A 25385-nucleotide genomic window follows, 5' to 3' on the forward strand; every position below is an offset into this window, starting at 1 on the left:
GGCCACGGCGATCGCTGGCACGGCCGGCTCCGCGGCCATTCGACTCTTTTGCGCCATGTGGTTCGGTTGCCGCATGGCGCCTTGGGCTGTTGAAGCGATGCTGAAGATATCTTTAAAATTTTTGGCGTGCCGGCCAAAGGCGGTCGTTTTTCAGGCTACAATGCAAGGCTTGCAACGCGGGAATAGCTCAGTTGGTAGAGCGCAACCTTGCCAAGGTTGAGGTCGCGAGTTCGAGCCTCGTTTCCCGCTCCAATCATCCAGTGTCCGATCCACCAAGCCGGTCACGCGCAAGAAAAAGGAAGCGTCCGCTTCCTTTTTTTTCAGCTGGTTGAAGAGGGCGCGATAGCAAAGCGGTTATGCAACGGATTGCAAATCCGTCCAGTCCGGTTCGACTCCGGATCGCGCCTCCAACACGCCCCGTTTCCCACCCCGCCTGGCCCGATCGATGGTCGCGGATGTGCGCAGCGGCGCATGAGGCCTTAGCCTGCGACAATGCGCTTTGGCCCCGGTGGTGAAATCGGTAGACACAGCGGACTTAAAATCTGTTCTGTCAAGTCCTTTCTGCTTGAACTACCGGGCCAGAAGGTCAATAGTGACAACGGTTTGCGAGCATCCAAGATGTAGCTTCATAGCTTGGCTTGGCGATCAGGAGCCAACTAGGCGCCAGTAGATAGAGGTAGGTGTTTCCAGCGCACCGCGCTACGCCCGAGTGGTGAAATCGGTAGACACAAGGGACTTGAACAATTTGAGCCTTCGGGGGGAAACGCCCGAAGTGAAGCCCGTCAAATTCGGCGAAAGCCCTGGATGCTTCGGCATCCGAGCCAACGCCGAGCCAAGCCCAAGCTATGCGCTTGGGAAGGTGTAGAGAGCAGACGGCGGGCACCTACGGCTGTAAGGCTATGGTGAAGGCGTGCTCCAGACCACGAACGCCCTGTGTGAGCAGGACGGCGGCGAAAGCCGAAGTGGTAAGAAAATCCCTCGACCTCACGGTCATGCCGGTTCGATTCCGGCCTCGGGCACCAATCCAGAGCCGCCCCTGCTCACGCAGGGGCGGCTTTTCCGTTCTTGGGCTGTGTGCGCTTGAAGCCACGATCCCCGGCCATGAAGGCTTCCAGCATGTGCGGGATCAGCGTCATGGCATCGACCGCCTCGCCATACGCCTGCGCGTGCAACGCGGCGTAGCGGTCGAGGTCGGCTTTCAGGCTGGCCGGGCAGGCAAAGGTCAGCTTGACGCTCTCGGTCTTGGGCAGCGGCCCGAGCCGCAGCTTCTTGGTCGCGCTCATTGCGAAACTCCCCGATTGAAGAACAGCGGCTGGTACGGCCGCAGCACCAGATCCCGGTTGACGATGATGCGAACCGGCAGGCCCGGCCGCGTCGTCAGCGTCGGCTGGATGTTCATGTTGCGCCGGGTCATCTCCTGGCCGACCTGATTGATGCTGTCCTGTGCGCTGTCGCGTCCGGCAATGACGATGCGGTTGCCGTCCTGCCGGTTCTCCGGCGCAGCCAACTCAGCGCCGACGCCCAGCAGCGTCGTCAGCACCGCGCCCGCGATGATGCGATTCCAATGCCAGTCCACGTCGTCCTCCAGGCCGGCGTAGCCGGCCGGGTCGGTGCCGACAAGGTTGTCGAGCGCCAGCGAGGACGTGTCGGGCAGGATGACCCGGTTCCACACCACCTGCACGCGACTCTGCCCGTAGCTGACCTGGCTGTTGTAGCGCCCGAGGATGCGCGATCCTTGCGGGATCAGCAGGAACTTGCCCGTGGCCGAGTCATAGACCGGCTCCGTCACCGTGGCGATCACGTCGCCCGGCAAGTCCGACTTGATACCCGTCACCAGCGCACCGGCGATCACCGTTCCCGCCATCACCTGATACGGCGACGCCGGCAACGCCAGGTTGCCGGAATTGCGGGTTTCCGTAGAACCGGCTTTCAGGAATGCCTCTTTCTGATCTTGCCGGTTCTGCACGGCGGTCGGGTCGGCGGGCTGGGCCGATGTCGAAGCGGGCCCGGCAGCGAGCGGGTCGAAGGCCGCGAGCGTGCTTGCTGCACCCGGCGCCGCCTGCGCCACCATGGCGGCGGCTTGGCCGCCCGAGCGGAAGAACACCGACGAAGCCGCAGCGGCTTCCGCCTCCTTGCGCAAGGCGTCATTCGGGTCGTGGCCGGGCGCCGAGTAGGCGGCCACGGCCGGCTGCTGCGAGGCCACGATGGCCGGTCCGAGGTCGCCCGGTAGCGGCGGCCCCAGCTCGGGCACCTTCGGCGTCAGCTTCGAGTAGTCGGCCGGCAGGCCATCCAGCCCTTCGGACTTGGACACGCGATCGACGTTGTAAAGCTCGGTCTGCTCGTTGGCCCCGCGCCGCTGCGGCTGTAGCGACCAGATCGTGGCCCCGAGCACGGCGACCGACAGGCCGCCGACGAGGATGGCCAGCGTGCGCCGGTTCAGGCGCGTGACCGGACGCGGCTGGGCGCGCAGCGCCACCGCCTCGGGCGCCATCTTGCCCGCCTGCGGCGTGGCAAGGTCGGGGGTGTCGTCCTGGCCCATGTCAGTTCCTCCGCGTGCCATCCGTGCGCTCGATCCGCACCATGTCGCCCTTGTCGCCACCCAAGCGCAACTCGGCGGCGCCGAAAAGACGATCGACGATGTAGTACGGTGAACGGAAACGGTAATTGACCAGTTGCCCGTCGCCTTGCGCACCGATGACGAACAGCGGCGGCAGCTCGCCTTGTGCGATGCCCGGCGGGAACTGGATATAGACCTTCTCGCCGTCATCGAAGGCGCGCAGTGGTTTCCACGGCGGACTGCTGCCGCTGATCGCGTAGCGGAAGCGCAGGTTTTCCAGCGATAGCCCGGTACCGACAGGCGCGGCGGCGCTGGCCGCCTGCGCCTGGCGCTGCAAGGCCAGCATCCGGTCGCGCGGGTACTCCCAGGACACCGACGCCATCCACGTCTTCTCGGTCGAGGTCAGCTCCAGCAGGTACGTCCGGCGGCTGGTGGTGATGACCAGATTCGTCTTGAGACCCGAGCGGATCGGCTTGACCAGCACGTTCACGCGCAGGTCGGCGCCGTTGCCGCTGGACGTGTCGCCCACGATCCAGCGCACGGTATCGCCAGCGGCCACCGTCACCAGTTCCTCGCCCGGCTGGAGTGCAATCACGGTCACTCGGCCCACGGCCGCATAGACCTGATACAGCGCGCCATCGGTGAAGGGCCACACCTGAATCGCGTTGACATAGCCCTCGCGCGTGGGCGCGATGCGTGCCTCGGCGTTGGCACGCGAGACGCGCACCTTCTCGTCGGCCGGTTCCGGCGCAGGCTTGGCTTCCTCGCCCTCGGGCACTGGCTTCAACTGCGCCGGCATCGGCAACACCTCGGGCACAGTCACAACTTCCACTGGCTGAGGCGGTTCGGGCAGTGGCTGCGCCTGCACCGGCTCATCGAGCGAAATCACCGGCGGCGGCTTGCCCTGCGTGGCGCAGCCTGTGAACAAGATGGTTGATGCAAGCAGGATCACCGGCAAAGCGGATCTACGGAAAAGTGCATTCATGGCTTGGCTCCTTCGGAAGAATCCAGTTCGCGGCTCCACGACAGGCCATTGACGTAGATGCCCAGGGGGTTCTTGCGCAGGCGTTCTTCGGTGCGCGGCGGCTGGAGCACGATGGACACCACGGCCGTCCACCGCTCCAGCCCAGCCGCGGCGCCATTGACGTAGCGGCGTTCCGTCCAGCGCACGTTGAACGACGTGTCGCTGGCGCGCACGACGCTGGTGATCTGCACCGTTACCGACTCTTTGCCGATGCGCGCGAACGGATCGTTCACGCGCGCGTAGTCGTTGAGCACGGCCGCGCCCTTGTCGGTGGTGTGGTCGTAGGCGTCCAGCCAGTTCTGCCGCACCACGATCGGGTCGATGGACAGCGACCGAACCAGCGTGACGAAACGCGCGATGTGGTGCGCCGTCTGCGCATCGCTGGGCCGGTACGGCGTAGCGGCTTCGCCCACGGCGCGCACCTGGCCCGCGTTGTCCACCTCCACCACATAGGGCGTGACGATGGACTGCGCCGAGCGCCAGACCAGGCCGCCCGCCATCAGCAGCGCAAGCGCGAGGCAGCCGAAGGCCATGAGGCGCCAGTTTTTCGCCTGCACGCGGGACGAGCCAATGCGCTCGTCCCACACCTGGCCGGCAGCTTGGTACGGAGTGGCAGGCTGCGGCGTGTCGGCGTAGCGCACCTGCGGTCGTTTAAATCGCATGGTCAGTTCTCCTTATGAATTGGAATCGCGCAGGCTCGGCCCCTGGCCGGAGCCGCCGCCATCGCCACCGCGCAGCGCGTGGGCGGTGGTGGTCGCGGCATGAGTGAGTTGCTGGCGGCGGTGCAGCCGCTTGGCCCAAGCGGGCTGTTCTTGCTTCTGCGCGTTGGCGCCGCCCGCTGCGGCTTCGCCTGTGGAGGCCTGGCTGGATGCTCCGGCTCCACCGGATGCCGCACCCGCACCGTCGTCAGTCGGGCCGTTCCACCCGGCACGGAAGGAGCTGGTCATCTTCTGGCCGAAGGCGGATGCGCGGGACGCTGCACCCCGTCCGGCAGACTGCGCGCCGGTCTTGGCGACATTTCCCAAGCCGGCCATCGCGCCTTTCGCGCCACCGCCTGCGGCGGCGGAACCGGCCTGGAACGCCGAGCGTGCGCTGCTGGCCGTCGAGGTGGCAGCACGCGCACCACTGCCGGCGAGCTTGGCCGCGGCAGGCGCCATGCGCGCCCCGGCCATGACCGCGCCGCCTACGCCCGTCGCGGCGGCACCGACAGCAACAGCGGCTCCGGCAGCACCCACCGCAGCGCCGGCCATCGCGCCCGCGCCGAGCTGGGGCGCACCGGAGACGAGGCCCGTGGCGATGCCAGGGCCGAAGATCCCTAGCGCCAGCAAGGTGAGCGAGGCCAGCATGATGACCAGTGCGTGGTCGATGGACGGCTCGGCGGGATGGACTTGGAACTGAGCGAACAGGCCCGAGCCAATGCCCACGATCACGGCCAGCACCAGCACCTTGATGCCGGCGGAAACGACATTGCCCAGCACCTTCTCTGCCAGGAACGAGGTCTTGTTCCACAACGCGAACGGCACCAGCACGAACCCGGCGAGCGTGGTCAGCTTGAACTCAATCAGGGTGATGAAAAGCTGGATCGCCAGCACGAAAAAGCACAGCACCACGACCAGCCACGCGAGGAACATCACCGTGATGGCATCGAGGTTCACGAACACCTCGGGGAAGCCGGCCATCTCGCCGACTTGCTCCAGAATCGGCGCCCCGGCGTCGATGCCGGTCTTGGCGAGCCGGCCCGGCTGCAAGAAGTTTTCCATGGTGATCGCCGAGCCGGTGGCCGTCAGGCCCAGCCCGGCGAAGGATCGGAACACGATGCCGGCCAGCCAGTTGAAGTTGCCGATGATGTAGGCGAAGGCACCGACGTAGAGCACCTTGCGCAGCAGCTTGGCGATCACGTCCTCGCCCTGGCCGGTGGCGTGGCTCATCGCCCAATACAGTCCGGCGATCGTCATGTCGATGACGATCAGCGTGGCGGTGAGGAAGGCCACTTCGCCCTGCAACAGCCCGAAACCCGAGTCGATGTAGGCGGAGAAGATATTGAGGAACTGGTCGATGATGGTCACGTCATTCATGGCGTGCCCTCCGGTTCGGCCGGCGATGCCGGCGCCGTGCCATCGCCCGGTTCATCGAAGCTCGGCGGGATCGGCGGCAGGTCGGCCAGCGTCTGGTATTCATCCGGCCCGGTCTGACCGGAGAAGAAGCGCCGTCGGAAGGCTTCGGCGGCGGCGCGGCAAGCGTCCTCGCCCGTGGTCTGGCGGTCGGCCGCGCATTGCGCGCGCAATGCCTTGAGCCGTATGGGATCGGTGGCCAGGGCATCGGCAAGGTTGTCGGCCGGCTGGTCGCTGCACGCGGCCACCAGTGCCATAAGCAGCGAAACCGACAGGGCGAGGACGCATCGCATGGCGGCCTCCCGTCAGTTACCGTAGAAATCCACGCGCTGCGGCGTGTACGGCGTGCCTTCGCCCAGGAAACGCCGCCGCACTTCGCGGGCGCGCTCCGTGGCCGCCGCCTGCCGCGCCAGCTCCAGCGAAGTGGCCCGGTCTTGCGTGATCTGAAGCCGCTGCGACTGGATCGACTGCTTGGCCTGCAAGGCCAGCAACTGGTTCATGGCCTGCATCGCCTGCAGCGCGCCTTCGGCCGACTGGCTCTTGCCCACAAGATCGGCCAGCACGCTTTCGTCTTCGCCCAGGTTCTGCGACACCTGCGCCTGCATCTGCATCGTGGTCTGCAAGCCGTTGAGCGTGTTCCGCCAACGCTCCTGCGCGTCGCGGTACATCTGGTCGCCGCTGACGGTGGCGGCGTACTGCTCGGGATACAGGCGCGCGAACTCCCGATCCAGATTCGTCACGTCATAGGCCAAGCCTCGGGCCTGGGCGATCAGCCGCTCGGTCGTCGCCAGGTTGGCGCGCAACTGGTTCACCACGCTGGACGGCAGGCTGGCGAGGTTGCGCGCCTGGTTCATCAGCATCTGCGCTTCGTTCTGAAGCTGCTGGATCTGGTTGTTAATCTGCTCCAGCGTGCGGATCGCGGTCAGCGTGTTCTGCACGAGGTTCGTGGGATCGACCACGACCCATTGCGCATGGGCGGTGGCGGTGCAAAGCATGGCCGCGATGGCGGCGGCGACAAAACGCTTTTTTTTCATGGCAGGTTCTCCAGGGGTTGGTCAGCGAGGGAACCCGGCGCGAGGCCGGGGAACGTGGGCAGCAGGTCGGCCGCCCAATCGAGGCCGCGATGGCGCAGCCAGGCGCCCGCGAAGCCGGGCACGCCGGCATCCAGCAGCACACGGTCTATGTCGCGCTGGTCTTGCGGCGTGGAAGCGCCCGCGAAGGCCAGCGTCGCCGGCCCCAGGTCGAGGTCGAACACGCGGTTGCCGAGGCGGGATTGGTAGTAGTAGTCGCGCTTGGGCTGCGCGGTGGCGACAATCTCGATCTGTCGGCTGTTGAGGCCGAAGCCCTCGTAGATCGTGCGAATCTGCGGTTCGGTCGCCTGCGGATTGGGCAAGAACACCCGGCTCGCGCAGCTTTCGATGATGGCCGGAGCGATGGCTGAGTCCTTCACGTCCGCGAGCGACTGCGTGGCGAAGATGACGCTGACGTTCTTCTTGCGCAGCGTCTTGAGCCACTGGCGGATGCGCGCCGCAAACACCGGGTCATCGAGGAACAACCACGCTTCATCGAGGATCAGCAGCGTGGGCGCACCATCCAGCCGCTCCTCGAAGCGCGCGAACAGATAGCGCAGCACCGCGAGCACAGCGGCCTTGCTGTGCATCAGCTCCTCCATCTCGAACGCCTGCACGTCGGCCGTGCCGAGGCGGTCGTGGTCGGCATCCAGCAGCCTGCCGTGCGCACCGCCCAGGACGTAGGGCGCGAGTGCCTGGCGCAAGGTGTTCGATTGCAGCAAGGCCGTCAGGCCCGTCAGCGTGCGCTGCTCCACCGGCGCGCTGGCCAAGCTCCCCAGCGCAGACCAGATGCCCGCCTTCTCGTCCGGGCCGACGGCCGCGCCTTCGTGCAGCAGGCGGCCTTCCACCCATTCGCTGGCCCAGGTGCGGTAGCCCTCGCGGTCGATGCGAGCCAGCGGCTGGAAGGCGATTTCGCCATCCGTGCCCAGGTCGTAGTGTTCGCCGCCCAGACCCAGGATGGTGGCGCGCATGGAGCGGCCCATGTCGAAGGCGAAGATGCGCGAACCGCGATAGCGGCGAAACTGCATTGCCAGCGTGGCGAGCAGCACCGACTTGCCCATGCCGGTCGGCCCCGCGACCAGCGTGTGGCCCACGTCGCCGATGTGCGTCACAAGCCGGAACGGCGTGGCGCCGTCGGTGCGTGTCACGATCAGCGGGGGGCCGTCGAGGTGTTCGTTCTTCTCCGGCCCGGCCCATACCGCCGATACCGGCATCATGTGCGCCAGGTTCAGCGTTGAAACGATGGGCTGGCGCACGTTGGCGTAGGCGTTGCCCGGAATGGACGACAGCCATGCATCCACGGCGTTGAGCGTTTCGGGAATCGTCACGAAACCCCGGCCCTGGATGACGCGCTCCACCATGCGCAGCTTCTCGTCAGCCACGGCGGCGTCCTCGTCCATGACGGTGACGGTCGCCGTCAGATAGCCAAAGGCGACTTGATCGCTGCCCAACTCCTGCAAGGCAGCGTCGGCATCGGCGGCCTTGTTGTTGGCGTCGGTATCGACCAGCGGGCTTTCCTGCTGGAAGATCGTTTCGCGCAGCAGCGCGATGACGTTCTTGCGCTTGGCGAACCACTGGCGGCGCAGGCGGGCGAGTTCTCTTTCCGCCTCGGCTTTGTCGAGGCAGAGAAAGCGCGTGCTCCAGCGGTACGCAAAACCGAGGCGGTTGAGGTCGTCCAGAATCCCCGGCCAGGTCGAGGTCGGGAAGCCCCGCACCGACACCACGCGCAGGTGCTGGTCGCCCAGCATGGGCGCAAGGCCGCCGACCAGTGCGGAGTCGGTCAGCAGCGCGTCGATGTGGAACGGCACGTCGGGCACGCCGACGCGGTAGTGCCGCGTCGAGATGGTCGAGTGCAGGTAGGTCAGCGTCTGGCTGTCGTCCAGCCAGGCGATCTCCGGCATCACGCCATCGAACAGGTCGAACACGCGATCCGTTTCCGCCATGAAGGCCGCCAGGCGCTCGCGCCAGTCCACGCCATCGGTGGGCCGGTTCTCGTACAGCATCCCCGCCGCGCGGGTGCGCGATTCCTCGGGCGGCAGGTACACCAGCGTCAGGTGATAGCCGCTCTCGAAGTCGTTGCCCGATTCCTCGAAGGTGGCCCGGCGTTCCTCGTCCACCAGCCACGACAGCGGCTCGGGAAACTCCGAGTGCGGGTAATCGGCGGCAGCGCGGCGCTCGGCCTCGATGAACAGCGCCCAGCCCGAACCCAGGCGGCGCAGCGCATTGTTCAAGCGCGCCGACGTGGCGATCAGCTCGCCTTGCGTGGCGCTGTCGAGGTCAGGCCCGCGAAACCGCGCCGTGCGCTGGAACGAGCCATCCTTGTTCAGCACGACGCCCGGCGCCACCAATCCGGCCCAGGGCAGCCAGTCGGCAAGCAAGGCCGGGCGCTGGCGGTATTCGGCAAGGTTCAGCATGGCATTCCCCTCACACGTCCAGCAGCGGGCGGTGCTTGATGTGCCGCGCGAACACGGCCATGAACTGCGGATCGACGCGCGCCCCCCAGACCGCCAGCGCGTGGCCGACGATCCAGAGCACACCACCGGGAATCCAGAGTTGCAGACCCAGCCCGACAGCGGCGGCCAACGTGCCGTTGGCGATCGCCACGGTGCGCGGTGCGCCGCCCAGCAGGATCGGCTCGGTGAGCGAGCGGTGCAAAGGCACCTCGAACCCCGCCGCGAAGCTATCCGGGGCGCTCATACGACAGCCCCGCCGGAGAAGCTGAAGAACGACAGGAAGAACGAGGACGCGGCGAACGCGATGGACAGGCCAAAGACGATCTGGATCAGCTTGCGGAATCCGCCCGACGTGTCGCCGAACGCGAGCGCGAGGCCCGTGGCAATGATGATGATGACCGCGACGATGCGCGCCACCGGCCCCTGGATGGATTCGAGGATGGATTGCAGCGGGCCTTCCCACGGCATCGAGGAGCCGGCGGCCTGCGCGGTTCCGGCCAGAAACAACAGCAGCGCGGCCAGCAGCAGCCCTTGCCCCGCAGGGCGGGCCAGGCAGCGCAGCCGCGCAAGACGCAAAGCCGGATTTGCAGAAAAACGGAAAGCAGGAATGGTCATCTGCGTCATGGCAGTTCTCCAAGTGAGTGAGGGGATGGGGAAGTCGCCGCAGCGGGTGCGGCATCGGGATGTGGCGGCAGCTCGGGAAACGGCGTTTCCAGCGCGTCCGCCAGTTGGTAGCCCACGCCATCGAAGCCGACGACGCGGGCGATGCTCTCGATGCGGCGTTTGCGCCCGCGCCCGGCGATGTGGATCACCACGTCCACGGCCTCGGCGATCAGCGCACGGGGCGGATTCACCGCCACTTCGAGAATCAGTTGCTCCAGGCGCAGCAGCGCGCCGAGCGCGGAGCCGGCATGGATCGTGGCGATGCCACCGGGGTGGCCCGTGCCCCACACCTTGATGAGATCCAGCGCCTCGGCGCCGCGCACTTCGCCAACGACGACGCGATCAGGCCGCAGGCGCATGGACGAGCGCACCAGCTCGGTCATCGACACCACGCCTGCGCGGGTGCGCAGAGGAACGTGGTCGCGGGCCGCGCATTGCAGCTCCACCGTGTCTTCGAGCACCAGCACGCGGTCGCCCGTGGCAGCGATCTCAGCCAGCAGCGCATTGGCGAGCGTGGTCTTGCCGCTGCTGGTGGCCCCGGCGATCAGCACGTTCTGCCGCTCGCGCACGGCGCGAACGAGAAAGCCCGCCTGCGCGCTGGTCATCATCCCGCCGATGACGTACCGCTCCAGCGGAATCACGCCGATGGCGCGCTTGCGCAAGGCAAAGGCCGGCCCCGGCGCGGCGGGCGGCAAGATGCCCTCGAAGCGTTCGCCCGTCTCGGGCAACTCGGCGGACAACAGCGGCTGGCCGCGATGTACTTCCGCGCCGACGTGGGCGGCGACAAGGCGGATGATTCGCTCGCCGTCCGCCTCGGGCAGTTCCACGCCCATCGGCGCGCGCCCACTGGAAAGCCGATCCACCCAAAGGGTGCGATCAGGATTCAGCATCACCTCCACCACGTCCGGGTCTTCGAGCGCGGCGGCGATCAGCGGTCCCATCGCCGTGCGCAGCATCTGGATGCGGCGGTCGAGCGACGTGGCGGTCATGGATTGGGGAACGGCGCTCATGACGCACGCTCCCGCGCTTGGGCGGCTGCCGCCGCGTCCTCCATCCGCATCGGATCGGGATGCAGTTCCTCCACCACGTCGCGCACCAAGCTGCGGCCCCGCAGCAGGTGGCGGCCAAGCTGCTCGGTGAACTGCTCGAAGCGCGCTTTGCCCTGCGCGCGTGCCGCGTCTTGGTGCGCCTCGGGAACCGGCGTGCTGACGGTCAGGTAGTAGCGGATGAACAGCGCCAGCGTTTCGATGGCGATGTTCTGGTCGCGCTCCATGCGCTCGGTCTGGCGCGAGAGGCGATCCAGCCGCTTGGCGATGGCCGCCTCGCGCTGGTCGGCGGCATCGGGCGACAGCCACGATGCGAGCGCCGCCGCGACGATGGACGACTTGGACACGCCTTTCTTGGCGGCCAGCTCATCCAGGCGCTTGGCGTGCTCCGGCTGGATGAACAGGTTGAGGCGGTAGTGGCTCATAGCTCGATTCCGTCGTTGGGGTCGAGGGAAGCCAGCCGGGCCGTGCGCTGCATGGCTGGATCGAGCTGGCGCGGAAGGGGAAGCGGAAGGTCGTCGTCGTCATCGAGCAGCCCGAGGTCAGCCGCAGGCGCGGCCAGCTCGGGGTCGTAGGCGACGGTTTCGGAGAGTTCGGGCTGACGGCGCGGGCCGCCGTCGTCGGCCGAACCCAAGTTCTCCAGGCCATCGGCGGATGCCGTGGCAGGCGCAGCGGGCACGGACGGAATCGCCAGCCCGCTCCAGTCGTCGGGACGCAGCGTCGGCGCGTCCGCGTACTGCCCGTTCGCCAGTGCAGGCGGCGGCAGCACGCGGCGCTTGAAATTGGCGTCCGCGTAGTAGCGCAGCTTCTTCGCCTTGATCGGCGCCAGGCTGGACACCATCACCACGGCCTCGTCAGGCGGAAGCTGCATGACTTCACCCGGCGTCAGCAGCGGGCGCGCGGTTTCCTGGCGCGACACCATCAGGTGCCCGAGCCACGGCGCGAGCCGGTGGCCGGCATAGTTGCGTTGCGCACGCAGCTCGGTGGCCGTGCCCAGCGTCTCGGAGATCCGCTTGGCGGTGCGCTCGTCGTTCGTCGCAAACGTCACGCGCACGTGGCAGTTGTCGAGGATCGAATGGTTCTGGCCGTAGGCTTTGTCGATCTGGTTGAGCGACTGCGCAATGAGGAAGCTGCGGATGCCATACCCCGCCATGAAGGCCAGCGCCGTCTCGAAGAAGTCCAGGCGCCCCAGCGCCGGGAACTCGTCAAGCATCAGCAGCAGCTTGTGCCGGCGCTCGATGCCGTCGGAGCCGTCGAGCGATTCGGTGAGGCGCCGCCCGATCTGATTGAGGATTAGGCGAATGAGCGGCTTCGTCCGCGAAATGTCCGAAGGCGGCACTACCAAGTAGAGCGACACCGGATGCTTGGCCGCGATCAGGTCGGCGATGCGCCAGTCGCAGCGCGAGGTGACTTCGGCCACCGTGGGATCGCGGTACAGGCCGAGGAACGACATGGCCGTGGAAAGCACGCCCGAGCGTTCGTTGTCGCTCTTGTTGAGGACTTCGCGCGCCGCCGAAGCGACAACAGGATGCGGGCCATCGCCCAGGTGGGGCGTGGTCATCATCCGATGCAAGGTCAGCTCGAACGGGCTGGCCGGATCGGACAGGAAGTTGGCGACGCCGCGCAGCGTCTTGTCTTCGCCTGCGTAGAGCACATGCAGGATGGCCCCGACCAGCAGCGCGTGCGAAGTCTTTTCCCAATGGTTGCGCTTCTCCAGCGCGCCTTCGGGATCGACCAGAATGTCCGCGATGTTCTGCACGTCGCGCACTTCATGCGCGCCGCGCCGCACCTCCAGCAGCGGGTTGTAGGCCGCCGACTTCGCATCGGTCGGGTTGAACAGCAAGCAGTGGCTGAATCGGCTGCGCCAGCCTGCGGTGATCTGCCAGTTCTCGCCCTTGATGTCGTGGATGACGGCCGAAGCCGGCCAGGACAGTAGCGTCGGCACCACGAGGCCCACGCCCTTGCCCGAGCGCGTGGGCGCGAAGGTCAGGACGTGTTCCGGGCCTTCATGCCGCAGGTACTGGCGATCGCGCTGGCCCAGGAACACGCCGGCAGGCTGTGCGAGGCCCGCCTTGCGAATGTCCTGCGCGTTAGCCCAGCGCGCAGAGCCGTAGGTGGTGACGAGGCGTGCTTGGCGCGAGCGCCAGACCGACATGGCGATGGCAACGCCCACGGCGACCATGCCGCTGGCGCCGGCGATGGCGCCGCCGGTGTCGAATACTTCCGGTGCATAGGCCCCGAAGAAGAACCACCACTCAAACAGTTTCCAGGGGTGGTAGATCGACGTGCCAAGGAAGTCGAACCAGGGCGAGCCAAGGCGTACTTGATAGCCAAGGGCGGCTGCTGTCCATTGTGTGGCGCCCCACACGCCAGCGATCACGATGCCGAATACGACGGCGATCTGACCGAACAGCACGTTCGTCCCTTGCATGACCTGGCCTCCGATTTCTCCTGAGCTGATTCCTCATGGAAAGAGCGGCACAAAGGCGTGCCGCAGGCGTCAGGATCGGTGCCGGGCCAGTGCCGGTCAAAGACCGTTTTCGGCAGAAAGGTCGAGCAAAAAGACAGAATGAGTGCGACGGCGAGCCAAAGAAAAACGCCGCAAGCGCGGGCGCATTGCGGCGTATCGAGCAAAAAATTAAGGCGATTCGGCGAACCGCCAACGATCAGAACTTAGGCGGTTCCTTCGGTGGTGTGTACGGCGTTTCGCCGTCGCCATAGAACCGCTTGCGCGTGGCCTCGGCCACCCGGTTGCACAGCACGTCGCCCAGCTTCGGGCGGTCGGTCTTGCATTGCTGGCGCAGCTCTTTGAGCCGCTCAGGATTGGCCGCCAGTTCTTCCACCGTTGGGATATTCGCTTCCGAGGTGTCGGCCTTCTGAGGCATCTCGGACGAGCCGCAAGCAGTCAACGCGGCAGCCAGTAAAAGCGGAAGTATCTTCCTCATGATGCGGGTTCCTCCGATATGTCAGAACAGCGGCCTCGCATAGGCCTGGGAGATTCCAGGGATTCGATCGCCTGTACGCGCCCAATAAATCGTTCTAGCACTTCCAGCGGCTCACTTTCGGGATACAGCAAATAAGTGGTCAGCGGCGGTACGCGCGCCGCCAGAGGCCGGGCCACTACGCCAGGTTCACGGCTGGCAGCAATGTGCGCCGCACCTGCCAGTCCAAGCGCAAAGCCTGCCGCCACCAGCGCCATCATCAGGTCGGCGGATGCCACTCGTTCCGCGATCAGCGGCTCCATTTCGGTACGGCGCAACACTCGCTCGACATGCTTGGCATGGCCTTCACAGATTTGTGGGTCACACAGGACAAGCGGATAGCGCAGCAGTTCGTCCAGAGGAATCCGCTTGTGGGCCAGCAGTGGATGCCGAGCTGGCACCGCAACCATGAGCGGATCGCTCCAGACAGGTAGAGCGAAGATGCCATCGCCTACCTGTCGCATCCCGGACGATCATAAGGTCGCTTGTGAAACAGATGCGGGCTCTCCTGATACCACTGCTTCATGGCCTGCATAGGCGTCTTGCTGCCCAGCGCTGACTGCGGCAGTTGGTGGTTGTACAGGGCCACATAACGCAGCAAGGTCTGCTCCATGTCCTCGCGGCTGTTGAACCTGTGCGTCTTGAGCACGTCGGCAATGCGACCGTTGAACCTCTCCACCATGCCATTGGTCCTGGGCGTTCTGGGCTTGGTCAGGCGGTGTTCGATCCCCAACTCGTCGCACAACTGATCGAACTCGTGGTTGCCGCTGGGCTGGCGCTCGCGGCTGGCAAACAGGCGATCGGTGAACTCCTTGCCGTTGTCGGTCAGCAGCTTGTGGATCTTGATCGGGCAGGCCTTGTGCAGTGCCTTCAGGAAGGACTGTGCACTGGCGGCGGTCTTGTTGGCCTTGAGGGCCACGTACACCCAGCGCGTGGCCCGGTCGATGGCCACGAACAGGTAGCGCCGACTGCTCTCGTCCTGCATCTGGGGCAGGTATTTCACGTCCATGTGCACATAGCCCGGCTCGTAGCTCTTGAAGGCCTTGTGGGCCACGGTAGGCTCCTGGGGCTTGAGGGCATTGAGGTTGCCCGCGCCATGGCGGCGCAGGCACCGATCCAGGCCTGAGCGCGAGACATGGGGGCAAATGAACTCCCGCGTGACAGCCAGCAGGTCATCCAGGGGCAGCAGCAAGGTGCGCCGCAGGTGCACCACCACGCTCTCTTGCGCCGGCGTGAGCACCGTCTGCAGGCGATGGGCCGTGTGCGAGCGATCCCCAAAGACCTGGCGCTTCTTCCACTTGTAGACCGTTTGCTCGGTGATGCCAAAGCGCTGGGCCAGGACAGCGGCGGTCTCGTGGCTGGCCGCGATCTCGGCGCGCACGGCCGGTGTCGTGCGGGCGTTCTTGTGCAGGGCTATCAGCATGGCGTGGCACTCCCGGTGGCTTGCAAGGACTCTATCAACTCCCGCAATACGGCTCGGGCCATGAACAGCGGGTAGCGGTTTTCATCTATGTAATCGTCCGGGATGCGACACCTACCTCGTCGGACTGCGCAAATCCCACGTCGTACGAGTCGTCATGCAGTCCCTTGATCTGCTGCGACAGTGGAATCTCGAAGAATCTGAGTTCCACTTCGGGTTCTTCCTGCCGGCATTGCGCCAGCAATGCCGGCAAGCGCGACGGTGTAATGCCGTCCGATAATGCCACGCGCAATTGTCCGTGAAAGCCGTTAGCTGCCGCTCGCACGCTATCCCGTGCTTGCTCCAAGGCGGTGAATACACGGCGCACATGCTCCAAAAACAACTTGCCAGAACGGGTCAATTGCGTGCTGCGTGTGGTGCGCGCAAATAGCAGGACACCCAACTCCTCCTCAAGCTCCTTGATTGCGCGCGACAACGGTGATTGCTCGATGTGCAGTCGCTCGGCAGCACGAACAAAGCGAAGCTCCTCTGCAACTGCGAGAAAGTATCGAAGGTGGCGTAACTCCATTCTTTCTATCTCGCTGACGCTTCATTTTCGGTCAAATCAATCACCCATATATGCAGCTCTAAGAAGATTGGCGCATATTTGAAAATTGCGGCTCGGTAGTGATTCTTTAAGTCGACTTGCAAGCCATGCAGCTCATTTCTGCGATACGAAAAAAGGAGACGAATCCAACCACAACAGTGCCAATGAGGATGGCGTCTTGTATTTGATTGGACACTCTTGCGCCGGAGGCCTGAAAACCATACCTCAAGCAGACTCCGCTCGTCGTAAATTCAACATAAATTTACGATCACAGCCGCCGCGCGCACGCGGACGTCGACGCGCCTTGACCGACTTCACTAAACTCGTGTGCGACAGCGAAGATCTTCATAATTTACGTAGAATTTATGCGTGGAGATTGTTCATGAATGGAAAATTTACGCGCTTTCACTGAATACTTGGTTGCATGGGCATTTCGCTATTCGTTCGCGAGAAAAATCATGCATCTCGAAAAAATTCAGGCGACTAGAAAGGTCGTTGCTGCTGCGATCAGCGTGCTGCTGCTTGGGGCGGCAACCAGCGTTCAAGCGCAAGTCTCCGGCAATGTTGCATTGACGTCGGACTACGTGTGGCGCGGCTCTTCACAGACACGTGAGAAGCCGGCGGTTCAAGCAGGAGTGAAGTACGCCCACGACTCCGGCTTCTATGCTTCGGCCTGGGGTTCCAACGTCAAGTTCAAGCCAGATAACAATGCCAGTAGCGAATTCGATATCGCTTTGGGCTGGAGCGGCAAGCTGGCAGAAGACTGGGCGCTTGATGCGTATTACCTGCGCTACCAGTACCCCGGTACACAAGGCTCCCCCAGCTGGAACGAAGTCAACGCGGCGCTTACTTGGCGCGACAACTACTGGCTGTCGGTGGGGCGCTCCACGAACGCGATGGCCAGCAAGACAACTGGTACCTATGCGCTCATCGGCGTGCGATACCCCGTCAATGACAAATGGCGTTTCGAGGGCACGCTAGCGCGCTACTTCCTGGACAGCGCCTACGCGGATAGCTACACCCACGGCTCCCTGGGCGTGGTGTGGGGATTTCAAGCCCCATTCGAGGCAAGGCTGACGCTGCACGGGACGGACTCCGCCGCAAAAAGGATGTTTCCCAGTATGGCGGGCTCTCGTGTTGAGTTCGCTCTGCAAGCCTCTTTCTAAAAATCATTAACTTGCCAGCAGCATGGCAATTTTCAATAAAGGTGGATCGTGAATTTGATTATCGGATTGATATCGTTCGGGTTATTTGCATATTTGCTTTATGCACTGATCAGGCCTGAAAAGTTCTGATTACAAAATTATTCAAATCAATCGAGGTGCATTTATGGGTGATTTCTTGTTTTTGGTATTGGCTTGCGGATTTTTCGTAATCACGGCGGGGTTCATCGTTGGCCTCGAAAAAATTTGATCGGAGTCCAAGATGACTGTCGACATTGTCCAATTCGCTATCATCCTGGTGATCATGACCGGCCTGGTCGTGGTGCTCGGGAAATGGATGGCACGTCTTTTCACAAGTCCTGCGCACAGTTTTCTGGAGCGTGGTACCTATCGAGTTCTTGGCGTTGACCCGTCGGAGAAGATGTCATGGAAACGCTACGGGATGGTGCTCGTCCTGAGCAACGCCACCATGATGCTCCTTGGCTACGTTCTGCTGCGCGTGCAGCAGTATTTGCCTGGCGATGCGCTGGAGAGGGCGTCTCAAACGCCTGATCTGGCATTCAATACTGCGGCTTCTTTCATCACCAACACCAACTGGCAAGCCTATTCAGGCGAAAGCAGCCTGTCCAACTTCTCACAAATGGCGGTCATCACCTTCTTGATGTCCGTTAGCGCAACAACGGGCGTGGCTGCCGCAGGGGGGTTCATCCGGGGCCTGAGCCGCAGGTCCACCGGCGACATCGGTAACTACTGGGTGGATTTCACTCGTGTGCTCTATCGGCTCCTGCTGCCACTGTGCTTCGTGATGGCACTGGTTTATGTCTGGCAAGGCATGCCGCAAACGCTGAGTGCCGACGCAGTTGTCGCCACGCTCGAAGGAGCCAAGCAGCAGATCATCATGGGGCCGGTCGCGAGCTTCGAGACGATCAAGCACATCGGCACCAACGGCGGTGGCTTTTTCGGCATGAATGCCGCACATCCGTTCGAGAATCCGACGCCGCTGACCAACACGCTGCACATGCTCAGCATGCTGCTGATCCCATCTGCGCTGACTTACACGTTCGGCTCGATGATCATGCGCCGCAGGCAAGGCTGGGCCTTCTTTGGCGCCTTCGTTGTGATGTTCGTAGGCTTTCTTGCGTTGATCTACAACGCGGAGCATAGCGGCAATCCGATGTTGACGCCCCTGGGCGTGGATCAGACGCAAAGCGCTCTGCAGGGTGGCGGCAACATGGAAGGCAAGGAACTGCGCTTTGGCGTGGCTCAAAGCAGCATGTTTGCAGCAGTAACCACAGCCGCAACCACCGGCTCGGTGGACTCGATGCACGACTCCTACACCCCGATGGGCGGTTTCGTTCCGTTGGCGCAGATGATGCTCAACAACGTATTCGGTGGTGATGGCGTGGGTCTGATCAATCTGGTCACTTACGCCATCCTCACGGTGTTCCTTGTGGGCATGATGATCGGCCGCACTCCTGAGTTTCTTGGCAAGAAAGTCGAGGCACGGGAGATGAAGTACGTGATGATCGCCGTGCTCGCCCATCCGTTGAGCATCCTCGGATTCACGGCCATCGCATGCCTGGTCCCGGCCACCATGGAAAGCTTGGCCAACCTCGGGCCACACGGCTTCAGTGAAGTCCTGTATGCGTATACGTCAGGCACGGCGAACAACGGCTCTGCGTTTGCGGGCCTGAATGCCAATACGCCTTTCTTCAATACGACCATCGGCCTGGCCATGCTCGTGGGCCGCTACTTCACGCTGCTGCCCATGCTCGCGGTCGCTGGAGTAATGGCAGCCAAGAACAGCATTCCGGCCAGCGCAGGAACGCTCTCGACAGCCACGCCCCTGTTCACGGGGCTGCTGGTTTTCATCGTCCTCATCGTCGGCGGACTGACTTTCCTGCCCGCTCTCGCTCTGGGTCCCATCGTGGAGCACTTACTGTTGCTCACGGGCCAGACCTTCTAAGGAGTAGCTATGACTGAAATTCAAACACAAGTCAGCCCGGCTGTGACATCGGCATTCAGCGGTGTCACCCGCCCGGTGCTTGTTTCTGCCGTGCTCTTCATGATCGTGACCGGACTGGTGTATCCACTGGCCACTACTGGTGTGGCCCAACTGCTCTTTAGCGATCAGGCGCAAGGCAGTTTGATTACTCGCAACGGACAGGCCGTCGGCTCGCGTGTCATTGGCCAGCTTTTCACGCAGCCTCAGTATTTCCATGGCCGCCCCAGTGCCACCTCCGGCACTGACCCGAACGATCCAGCCAATTCGATCGACCAGCCGTACAACGCTGCCAACAGCGGCGCGAGCAACCAGGGGGCGCTGAGCAAGAAACTGCTCGACGCCGTGGCAGAGCGCACCAAAGCCTACCGGGAGGAAAACGGTCTGGCAGCTGACGCGAAGGTACCGGTCGATGCGGTGACCGCATCTGCCTCCGGCCTTGACCCGCACATTTCGTTAGCGAACGCCCGGCTGCAAGTGCCCCGGGTGGCAAAGGCGCGCAATGTGCCTGAGAAGGATGTGCTGTCGGTGCTGGAACAGAACACAGCGCAACGTCAGCTCGGCGTTCTTGGCGAACCCCGCGTCAATGTGCTGGAACTCAACCTTGCACTGGACGAGGCCTTCAAGGCCCGGCCAGTCACTCAATAAAGCTGGGAGTTTTTATGTCCCAAACAAAAGTCATCACGTCTACTAATAGCACCGGCCCATCTGGTAAGCCGCCAAACCCTCAGCCCGGCGCCCTGCCATGGTCCTCGATTATTGGTGAAGCGTTCCGTAAGCTGTCTCCAAGGGTGCAGATGAAGAACCCAGTGATGTTTGTCGTGTATATCGGCAGCATCGTGGCAACGGTTCTGGGGATTCAGGCTGTGCGAGGAGATGGCGACGCCCCGGCGGGCTTCATCTTTGCAGTGGCTGCCTGGCTCTGGTTCACCGTGCTCTTCGCCAACGCAGCCGAGGCATTGGCCGAGGGCCGCGGCAAAGCGCATGCTCAAGCGCTGCGCGCCTCTCGGCGGCGAGTGGTTGCCCGTGTGCTCAAGGAACCTAAGCTAGACGGTACGAGCTGGCCCGTCCCCAGCGACGAATTGGCCGTGGGTGCTTACGTCCACGTCAACGCCGGAGAAACCATCCCAGCGGACGGTGAGGTACTGGTTGGGGTTGCCTCCGTCGATGAGTCAGCCATCACAGGGGAGTCGGCCCCGGTGATCCGCGAGGCTGGGGGCGATCTCAGCTCAGTTACCGGCGGAACCCGCGTGCTCTCAGACTGGATCATCATGCGCGTCACAGCGAAGCCTGGTGAGGCGTTCCTTGACCGCATGATCGCCATGGTTGAGGGTGCCAAGCGAGGCAAGACACCTAACGAGCTTGCGCTGAACATCCTGTTGGTCGCCCTGACGCTGATCTTCCTGCTGGTGTGCGTGACCCTGTTGCCGTTCTCCATGTTCGGCGTACAGGTCAATGGCGCAGGGCAGCCGGTGAGCATCACGGTCCTCATTGCCTTGCTCGTGTGCCTGATCCCGACCACCATCGGCGCGCTGCTATCGGCGGTCGGCATCGCCGGCATGAGCCGGATGATGAACGCCAATGTTCTGGCGACCTCCGGCCGTGCGATCGAAGCTGCTGGTGACGTTGACGTGCTCCTGCTCGACAAGACTGGCACAATCACCCTAGGCAACCGTGAAGCCGTCAGGTTTGTACCCGCTCCAGGCCTCTCGGAGCAGGCTGTTGCCGACGCTGCCTACCTGGCTTCGCTGGCCGACGAAACGCCGGAAGGCCGTTCCATCGTGACGCTGGCCAAGCGCAGCTTCAATGTCAAGCCTCGGACACTGGATGGTGCGCAGCCCATTGCATTCAGTGCGATGACACGCATGAGTGGCATCGACATCGATAATCGGCAACTGCGCAAAGGGGCTGCATCGGCGATTCGTGCCTATGTGGAGCATGCCGGTGGGACGTTCCCTGAGGCCGTCAATCTGACAGTCGAGGAAATTTCTCGGCGCGGCAGCACCCCCCTGGTTGTGGCTGACGGCCCCCGCGTCATCGGTGTGGTTGAACTCAAGGACATCATCAAGCATGGAATCAAGGAGCGCTTCGCCCAGCTGCGTTCCATGGGCATCAAGACGGTCATGATCACGGGTGACAACAGGCTTACCGCTGCCTCGATTGCCGCTGATGCTGGAGTGGACGACTTTCTTGCAGAAGCGACGCCTGAAGACAAGCTCAGCCTGATCCGCAAATACCAGGCCGAAGGCCGCTTGGTGGCGATGACGGGAGACGGCACCAACGACGCACCCGCCCTTGCACAGGCTGACGTGGCAGTGGCCATGAACAGCGGCACTCAAGCCGCGAAAGAAGCGGGCAACATGGTGGATCTGGACAGCAATCCCACCAAGCTTCTGCGTGTCGTCGAGGTGGGCAAGCAGATGATCATGACGCGAGGGGCATTGACCACGTTCAGTGTAGCGAATGACCTGGCGAAGTACTTCGCGATCATTCCGGCCGCGTTCGTCGCCACTTATCCGGCATTGGGAGCATTGAACGTGATGGGCTTGCACAGTCCCAGCTCGGCGATTCTATCCGCGGTGATCTTCAATGCGCTGATCATCGTCGCCTTGATACCGCTTGCCCTACGTGGCGTGAAATATCGGTCCGAACCTGCATCCCACCTGCTCAGGCGCAATCTACTGATCTACGGGGTCGGTGGCCTCATCGCGCCGTTCATTGGAATCAAGCTGATAGACATTCTACTGACCCCATTCTTCTGAAATTTAATCCTATGGAATAATTGGGCAACGCTAAAAACGTTGCCCAAAACTCTAGGACGTTACCGAGTTACGAGGACCGCCTTATGGGAGCGACCCAACCCATAAAATCCGACGCCATACTGGGTGAACTCAAGCGAGAATCTGCCGGGCGGTTGACGGTATTTCTGGGTGCTGCGCCTGGCGTTGGCAAGACCTACGCCATGCTGGCCCGTGCGCGAGAACTGCACCGCCAAGGGGTGGATGTCGTTATTGGTATCGTCGAAACCCATGGCCGTGGCGAGACCCGGGCTCTGGTCGAGGGGCTCCCACTGCTGCCTCGCAAAACAATTGAGTATCGAGGGCGGCAACTGGAGGAAATGGACCTGGATGGCTTGCTAGCACGCAAGCCGGCAATTGCCTTAGTAGATGAGCTGGCCCATCGCAATGCCCCTGGAAGCCGTCATGAGCGGCGCTGGCAGGATGTGGAGGAATTGCTCAACGCCGGTATCGACGTTTACACGACGGTCAATATCCAGCATCTGGAGAGTGTGAACGACGTTGTGCACCAGATTACAGGTATTCGAGTAAGCGAGACTGTTCCTGACACTATTTTTGAGCGTTTGCGTGACATTCGTCTGGTCGATTTGCCTGCGCGCGAACTGATAGAACGTCTGAACGATGGGAAAGTCTATATTCCCGAACAGGCTGCGAGAGCGCTACAGGCGTTCTTCTCACCGTCCAATCTCACCGCCTTGCGTGAGCTTGCAATGCAAACGGTGGCGGAGCACGTCGATGTCGACCTTCGCGAAAAGCGTGCCGCACGCGGGCTGGCAGGCAGTCCCATCCAACACCATGTGCTGATCGCCATTGATGGCCGGGGACAATCCGAATATCTCGTGAGAGCGGGTTCCAGAATGGCCGAGCGACGTGGCTCGCCATGGTCAGTGGTCACCGTAGACACAGGAAGGTCTGCCGACGCGACACAGCAAGTAGGCAGCATCGCCCAGCCGATCTCATGGCTCAGAAGGAACGCGCGTGCTGAGCAGCAACGTTTGATGGAGATCGACAAGGCTTTTGCGCTAGCGCGCAATCTTGGCGGGGAGACGGAGGTGATGAACAACACCGACGTCACGCAGGCATTGCTGGACGCTGCGGAAGCGCGCGGCGCAAGATCCATTGTGATCGGTCGCACACGCGAGCGTCCTTTCGCCCGAATGTTCAACCGTACATTGACGCAGCAACTGCTTCAGCGCGGCGCTCGCTACGAACTGACGATTGTCAGCACACCGCAGGCGCGGCAGCAGACGATATATTGGACGGACACGGCCAGCAGCCGAATTACGAAACGGGAAGTCTCGCTGATTCTTCTGGCCAGCGCTGCCGCCATAGGTTCAGCAGCCTTGGCTGAACGAGTTCTAGGATTACAGGATCTGTCGCTGATCTTTCTCGTCGCCGTTGTGCTGGTCGCGTCACGCACTCGCATGGCGTCAGCAGTTATCACTGCAGTTCTCTGCTTCTTGGCCTATGATTTCTTCTTTATCGAGCCAAAGCTTACCTTTCTGATCAGCGCCCCTCGGGGCGTCGCAACCGTAATGCTGTTTCTCGCAGCAGCACTGATCGCGGGGCGCTTGGCTTCGCAACTACGCAGACAAGTAGTGGCACTGCGAGCCGCCAACACTCACGCTACAGCAATGCAGAAATTGGGACGCCAACTTGCCAAGGCAGCCGATCTTGGACAGGTTATTGCGCCAGGCGCCTCGATACTAAGATCGACCCTTCATGCCGAAGCATGGATACGCATCAACGGGGAATCGGGGCCTACCGCAGCCACAACCCCGCTTACCGATAAAGATTTGATGGCGGCGGACTGGACGCAACAACACGGACAAATGAGCGGGCGTTACACAGACACCTTGAGTAGTTCCAGTTGGCTGTTCCTCCCAGTGCGTTCGGACAAAGACGCGCTAGGCGTGGCCGGACTAAGGTTCCGGTCGGATATGGGTCGTCTATCGTTTGAGCAGCGCCGCCTCGCAGAAAGCATGGTGGAAGACATTGGTCAGGCGGCGCTACGCACGCGGTTGGTATCACAATTGGAGGAGGCGCGGGTCACGGGAGAAACGGAGCGTCTGCGGTCCGCGTTGTTGTCATCCGTGTCGCACGATCTGCGCTCGCCCTTGTCATCGATGATAGGGGCGGCCGACAGTCTGGCGCGGTACGGCAAGAACATGGGAACGGAGGATCAGCAGAGTTTGCTGGAAACCATTCATATTGAGGGCGAACGCCTGGATCGCTACATTCAGAACCTGCTCGACATGACGCGACTTGGGCAGCAGGGCCTGACGTTGACGCGCGACTGGATCGGTATAGACGAATTAGTGGGGTCGGCGTCAAGGCGTCTGCAACGGTACGAGCCGAATATCCGCCTGGAGCTCGACATTCCCTCGGGGCTGCCGCCGATTCATGTCCATCCCGCCCTAATCGAGCAGGCTTTGTTCAACGTGATGGAAAACGCGGCAAAGTTCTCCCCTCTGGAAGTTCCCATCCACGTGAAGGTCCAGCGCAATGAAGATGGTCAATTGCAAGTAGACGTCTCGGACCGTGGTCCCGGCATTCCAGAAGACGAACGACGACGCATCTTCGATATGTTCTACAGCGTGGAGCGTGGCGACCGGGGCAAGCAAGGGACTGGTCTGGGATTGACGATAGTCCAAGGCATCGTGGGCGCCCATATGGGCAGCGTCCAGGCACTGCCCGGACGGGAAGGCAAGGGAACCACGATCCGTCTGACCTTGCCGTGGGGCGAATATGCCAAGCAAGAGGCGAAAGAAGATGATGGGACGACCTAATGAATCGACTGCGAGCGCGCCGGCTGCCAGGATTCTTGTAATCGATGATGAACCGCAGATTCGCAAGTTCATCGACATCAGTTTGCGTTCGCAGGGCTATGCCACCCTGTTGGCAGGAACGGGACGCGAGGGACTAACGCTGCTAGCCAGTAAGGGGGCGGATCTCGTCGTTCTTGATCTGGGGCTGCCGGACAAGGACGGAAAGGAAGTTCTCAAAGAGCTTCGGCAGTGGTCACGCGTGCCTGTCATAGTGTTGACGGTGCGGTCCGGCGAGGAGGAAAAGGTAGCCTTGTTAGATGCGGGCGCTAACGATTACGTGACCAAACCATTCGGTGTCGAGGAACTCATGGCGCGTATTCGCGCATTCCTGCGAACCGTAGGATCTGGTCTGGAGGAAGGTCCAGTCTATGACGATGGGACTGTCAGCATAGATCTGGTAAACCGGGAAGTGACGGTTCATGGCCAGATCGTCACTTTAAGTCGTAAGGAGTTTTCTCTACTGTCTCTATTGGCTCTCCAACCAGGACGGTTGATCACGCAAACGCAAATTTTAAGGGAACTGTGGGGACCGACGCACGACGAAGATGCTCACTACTTACGCATTCTTGTCGGCAAGTTGCGTCACAAACTTGGAGACGATGCTTCCGCACCCCGTTATATCGTGACTGAACCTGGGGTTGGACTGAGATTCATCGCCAAGGAACGACAAACGGCTTGAACTG

22 protein-coding genes, 2 tRNA genes and 2 pseudogenes are annotated in these 25385 nt (G+C 62.7%); 9 read left to right on the forward strand and 17 right to left on the reverse strand.

Translation table 11 applies throughout. From position 1 onward, the window contains the following. The first annotated feature begins 176 nt into the window (after window positions 1-176). Window positions 177-252 (forward strand) — tRNA-Gly (locus ACWHMB_RS05535). 84 nt (window positions 253-336) lie between these two features. After that, a tRNA-Cys gene (locus ACWHMB_RS05540) sits at window positions 337-410 on the forward strand. A gap of 630 nt (window positions 411-1040) precedes the next feature. On the opposite strand, the gene ACWHMB_RS05545 is transcribed toward ACWHMB_RS05540, so the two are convergent. From ACWHMB_RS05545 to ACWHMB_RS05625, 17 genes and pseudogenes are all read right to left on the reverse strand, one after another. Next, window positions 1041-1283, reverse strand: coding sequence for a DUF2274 domain-containing protein (locus ACWHMB_RS05545; protein WP_073665898.1), 243 nt, complete (start codon window positions 1281-1283; stop codon window positions 1041-1043). After that, window positions 1280-2539, reverse strand: a complete 1260-nt coding sequence (locus ACWHMB_RS05550) for a TrbI/VirB10 family protein (protein ID WP_113931796.1) — start codon at window positions 2537-2539, stop codon at window positions 1280-1282. Before ACWHMB_RS05550 ends, ACWHMB_RS05545 begins: the two co-directional genes overlap by 4 nt. A 1-nt stretch (window position 2540) precedes the next feature. Further along, window positions 2541-3542 (reverse strand): P-type conjugative transfer protein TrbG, encoded by a 1002-nt coding sequence (gene trbG, locus ACWHMB_RS05555; RefSeq protein ID WP_113931797.1) that lies wholly within the window; start codon window positions 3540-3542, stop codon window positions 2541-2543. Continuing rightward, a complete protein-coding gene (trbF, locus tag ACWHMB_RS05560; RefSeq protein ID WP_073665901.1) occupies window positions 3539-4243 on the reverse strand; it encodes a conjugal transfer protein TrbF in 705 nt (234 codons plus the stop codon). Before trbF ends, trbG begins: the two co-directional genes overlap by 4 nt. Window positions 4244-4255: 12 nt before the next feature. Continuing rightward, window positions 4256-5656 carry a P-type conjugative transfer protein TrbL gene (gene trbL, locus ACWHMB_RS05565; RefSeq protein ID WP_113931798.1) on the reverse strand — a complete coding sequence of 467 codons (1401 nt, stop codon included), beginning with the start codon at window positions 5654-5656 and terminating at the stop codon, window positions 4256-4258. Continuing rightward, entirely contained in the window at window positions 5653-5985 is a 333-nt protein-coding gene (locus ACWHMB_RS05570; protein WP_113931799.1) for a hypothetical protein, read from the reverse strand. Before ACWHMB_RS05570 ends, trbL begins: the two co-directional genes overlap by 4 nt. A gap of 12 nt (window positions 5986-5997) precedes the next feature. After that, on the reverse strand, window positions 5998-6726 hold the full coding sequence (gene trbJ, locus ACWHMB_RS05575; RefSeq protein ID WP_113931800.1) for a P-type conjugative transfer protein TrbJ: 729 nt from the start codon (window positions 6724-6726) through the stop codon (window positions 5998-6000). Next, on the reverse strand, window positions 6723-9176 hold the full coding sequence (gene trbE / locus ACWHMB_RS05580) for a conjugal transfer protein TrbE (RefSeq protein ID WP_377483354.1): 2454 nt from the start codon (window positions 9174-9176) through the stop codon (window positions 6723-6725). The genes trbJ and trbE overlap by 4 nt, the downstream gene beginning before the upstream one ends. Window positions 9177-9186: 10 nt before the next feature. After that, a complete protein-coding gene (locus tag ACWHMB_RS05585) occupies window positions 9187-9459 on the reverse strand; it encodes a VirB3 family type IV secretion system protein (RefSeq protein ID WP_057505134.1) in 273 nt (90 codons plus the stop codon). After that, window positions 9456-9839 carry a TrbC/VirB2 family protein gene (locus tag ACWHMB_RS05590; RefSeq protein ID WP_003103996.1) on the reverse strand — a complete coding sequence of 128 codons (384 nt, stop codon included), beginning with the start codon at window positions 9837-9839 and terminating at the stop codon, window positions 9456-9458. Before ACWHMB_RS05590 ends, ACWHMB_RS05585 begins: the two co-directional genes overlap by 4 nt. Further along, window positions 9836-10888, reverse strand: a complete 1053-nt coding sequence (trbB, locus tag ACWHMB_RS05595; protein ID WP_057505135.1) for a P-type conjugative transfer ATPase TrbB — start codon at window positions 10886-10888, stop codon at window positions 9836-9838. The genes ACWHMB_RS05590 and trbB overlap by 4 nt, the downstream gene beginning before the upstream one ends. Next, window positions 10885-11349 carry a ribbon-helix-helix protein, CopG family gene (locus ACWHMB_RS05600; protein WP_057505136.1) on the reverse strand — a complete coding sequence of 155 codons (465 nt, stop codon included), beginning with the start codon at window positions 11347-11349 and terminating at the stop codon, window positions 10885-10887. The genes trbB and ACWHMB_RS05600 overlap by 4 nt, the downstream gene beginning before the upstream one ends. After that, window positions 11346-13355 carry a conjugal transfer protein TraG gene (locus tag ACWHMB_RS05605; protein ID WP_057505137.1) on the reverse strand — a complete coding sequence of 670 codons (2010 nt, stop codon included), beginning with the start codon at window positions 13353-13355 and terminating at the stop codon, window positions 11346-11348. Before ACWHMB_RS05605 ends, ACWHMB_RS05600 begins: the two co-directional genes overlap by 4 nt. Window positions 13356-13590: 235 nt before the next feature. Further along, entirely contained in the window at window positions 13591-13869 is a 279-nt protein-coding gene (locus ACWHMB_RS05610; protein WP_057505138.1) for an EexN family lipoprotein, read from the reverse strand. Continuing rightward, window positions 13866-14363 (reverse strand): annotated as a pseudogene (locus ACWHMB_RS05615) (LysR family substrate-binding domain-containing protein); the annotation flags it as partial. The pseudogene ACWHMB_RS05615 and the gene ACWHMB_RS05610, both read right to left, overlap by 4 nt. Next, window positions 14357-15328, reverse strand: a complete 972-nt coding sequence (locus tag ACWHMB_RS05620; protein ID WP_377542573.1) for an IS481 family transposase — start codon at window positions 15326-15328, stop codon at window positions 14357-14359. The gene ACWHMB_RS05620 and the pseudogene ACWHMB_RS05615, both read right to left, overlap by 7 nt. A gap of 109 nt (window positions 15329-15437) precedes the next feature. Further along, a pseudogene (locus ACWHMB_RS05625) lies at window positions 15438-15893 on the reverse strand (LysR family transcriptional regulator); the annotation flags it as partial. Window positions 15894-16297: 404 nt separating this feature from the next. On the opposite strand from ACWHMB_RS05625, the gene ACWHMB_RS05630 reads away from it, so the two are divergent. From ACWHMB_RS05630 to ACWHMB_RS05660, 7 genes are all read left to right on the forward strand, one after another. Further along, a complete protein-coding gene (locus ACWHMB_RS05630; RefSeq protein ID WP_333783566.1) occupies window positions 16298-17077 on the forward strand; it encodes a TorF family putative porin in 780 nt (259 codons plus the stop codon). Window positions 17078-17125: 48 nt separating this feature from the next. Then, window positions 17126-17206 (forward strand): K(+)-transporting ATPase subunit F, encoded by an 81-nt coding sequence (kdpF, locus tag ACWHMB_RS05635; protein WP_113931806.1) that lies wholly within the window; start codon window positions 17126-17128, stop codon window positions 17204-17206. A 130-nt stretch (window positions 17207-17336) separates the two neighbouring features. Beyond that, window positions 17337-19040 (forward strand): potassium-transporting ATPase subunit KdpA, encoded by a 1704-nt coding sequence (gene kdpA, locus ACWHMB_RS05640; protein WP_113931807.1) that lies wholly within the window; start codon window positions 17337-17339, stop codon window positions 19038-19040. A gap of 9 nt (window positions 19041-19049) precedes the next feature. Next, entirely contained in the window at window positions 19050-19724 is a 675-nt protein-coding gene (gene kdpC, locus ACWHMB_RS05645; RefSeq protein ID WP_113931808.1) for a K(+)-transporting ATPase subunit C, read from the forward strand. 14 nt (window positions 19725-19738) lie between these two features. Next, window positions 19739-21838, forward strand: coding sequence for a potassium-transporting ATPase subunit KdpB (gene kdpB, locus ACWHMB_RS05650; protein WP_113931809.1), 2100 nt, complete (start codon window positions 19739-19741; stop codon window positions 21836-21838). An 83-nt stretch (window positions 21839-21921) separates the two neighbouring features. Further along, window positions 21922-24663, forward strand: a complete 2742-nt coding sequence (locus ACWHMB_RS05655; protein WP_447648468.1) for an ATP-binding protein — start codon at window positions 21922-21924, stop codon at window positions 24661-24663. After that, on the forward strand, window positions 24647-25381 hold the full coding sequence (locus tag ACWHMB_RS05660; RefSeq protein ID WP_113931810.1) for a response regulator: 735 nt from the start codon (window positions 24647-24649) through the stop codon (window positions 25379-25381). The genes ACWHMB_RS05655 and ACWHMB_RS05660 overlap by 17 nt, the downstream gene beginning before the upstream one ends. Window positions 25382-25385: the final 4 nt, after the last annotated feature.

This window comes from Ottowia pentelensis, from assembly GCF_964341695.1.

What these genes read in the sequence shown, in the direction of transcription:
- ACWHMB_RS05545 (WP_073665898.1), bottom strand. Translation starts at nt 1,283, where the DNA reads ATGAGCGCGACCAAGAAGCTGCGGCTCGGGCCGCTGCCCAAGACCGAG.
- ACWHMB_RS05550 (WP_113931796.1), bottom strand. Translation starts at nt 2,539, where the DNA reads ATGGGCCAGGACGACACCCCCGACCTTGCCACGCCGCAGGCGGGCAAG.
- trbG (WP_113931797.1), bottom strand. Translation starts at nt 3,542, where the DNA reads ATGAATGCACTTTTCCGTAGATCCGCTTTGCCGGTGATCCTGCTTGCA.
- trbF (WP_073665901.1), bottom strand. Translation starts at nt 4,243, where the DNA reads ATGCGATTTAAACGACCGCAGGTGCGCTACGCCGACACGCCGCAGCCT.
- trbL (WP_113931798.1), bottom strand. Translation starts at nt 5,656, where the DNA reads ATGAATGACGTGACCATCATCGACCAGTTCCTCAATATCTTCTCCGCC.
- ACWHMB_RS05570 (WP_113931799.1), bottom strand. Translation starts at nt 5,985, where the DNA reads ATGCGATGCGTCCTCGCCCTGTCGGTTTCGCTGCTTATGGCACTGGTG.
- trbJ (WP_113931800.1), bottom strand. Translation starts at nt 6,726, where the DNA reads ATGAAAAAAAAGCGTTTTGTCGCCGCCGCCATCGCGGCCATGCTTTGC.
- trbE (WP_377483354.1), bottom strand. Translation starts at nt 9,176, where the DNA reads ATGCTGAACCTTGCCGAATACCGCCAGCGCCCGGCCTTGCTTGCCGAC.
- ACWHMB_RS05585 (WP_057505134.1), bottom strand. Translation starts at nt 9,459, where the DNA reads ATGAGCGCCCCGGATAGCTTCGCGGCGGGGTTCGAGGTGCCTTTGCAC.
- ACWHMB_RS05590 (WP_003103996.1), bottom strand. Translation starts at nt 9,839, where the DNA reads ATGACGCAGATGACCATTCCTGCTTTCCGTTTTTCTGCAAATCCGGCT.
- trbB (WP_057505135.1), bottom strand. Translation starts at nt 10,888, where the DNA reads ATGAGCGCCGTTCCCCAATCCATGACCGCCACGTCGCTCGACCGCCGC.
- ACWHMB_RS05600 (WP_057505136.1), bottom strand. Translation starts at nt 11,349, where the DNA reads ATGAGCCACTACCGCCTCAACCTGTTCATCCAGCCGGAGCACGCCAAG.
- ACWHMB_RS05605 (WP_057505137.1), bottom strand. Translation starts at nt 13,355, where the DNA reads ATGCAAGGGACGAACGTGCTGTTCGGTCAGATCGCCGTCGTATTCGGC.
- ACWHMB_RS05610 (WP_057505138.1), bottom strand. Translation starts at nt 13,869, where the DNA reads ATGAGGAAGATACTTCCGCTTTTACTGGCTGCCGCGTTGACTGCTTGC.
- ACWHMB_RS05620 (WP_377542573.1), bottom strand. Translation starts at nt 15,328, where the DNA reads ATGCTGATAGCCCTGCACAAGAACGCCCGCACGACACCGGCCGTGCGC.
- ACWHMB_RS05630 (WP_333783566.1), top strand. Translation starts at nt 16,298, where the DNA reads ATGGAAAATTTACGCGCTTTCACTGAATACTTGGTTGCATGGGCATTT.
- kdpA (WP_113931807.1), top strand. Translation starts at nt 17,337, where the DNA reads ATGACTGTCGACATTGTCCAATTCGCTATCATCCTGGTGATCATGACC.
- kdpC (WP_113931808.1), top strand. Translation starts at nt 19,050, where the DNA reads ATGACTGAAATTCAAACACAAGTCAGCCCGGCTGTGACATCGGCATTC.
- kdpB (WP_113931809.1), top strand. Translation starts at nt 19,739, where the DNA reads ATGTCCCAAACAAAAGTCATCACGTCTACTAATAGCACCGGCCCATCT.
- ACWHMB_RS05655 (WP_447648468.1), top strand. Translation starts at nt 21,922, where the DNA reads ATGGGAGCGACCCAACCCATAAAATCCGACGCCATACTGGGTGAACTC.
- ACWHMB_RS05660 (WP_113931810.1), top strand. Translation starts at nt 24,647, where the DNA reads ATGATGGGACGACCTAATGAATCGACTGCGAGCGCGCCGGCTGCCAGG.